Origin of the sequence: Vibrio sp. 10N.286.48.C11 (assembly GCF_041469805.1) — a bacterium.
GTDB lineage: Bacteria > Pseudomonadota > Gammaproteobacteria > Enterobacterales > Vibrionaceae > Vibrio > Vibrio crassostreae_C.
The window spans coordinates 1-224 of the sequence record NZ_JBFRLK010000174.1; the positions used below are offsets into that span (position 1 = coordinate 1).

General features: G+C 49.1%; 1 protein-coding gene. It reads left to right on the forward strand.

All coding sequences use genetic code 11. The features are described from left to right. Positions 1-224, forward strand: a 224-nt coding sequence (locus AB4209_RS22455; protein WP_372057456.1) for a hypothetical protein, incomplete at both ends; no start/stop codon positions are given.

Below are 224 nucleotides of genomic sequence, written 5' to 3' on the forward strand. Positions count from 1 at the left end.
GATGATGTGACCAGCTTCCGCATTGAACCAACCGAGTTCAATGTTGGCGGTACTTTGACATCCAACGGTTTGGCCGTCGAGCTGAAGGCCGACCCAACCACACCGGGCGGCTACATCGGTTATGTTACGAATGGTTCGAACGTTGAAACTAACGTGTTCACGATTAGCTTCTCAGATACCAATTTAGGTCAATACACCTTCACCTTACTTGAAGCGCTTGACCA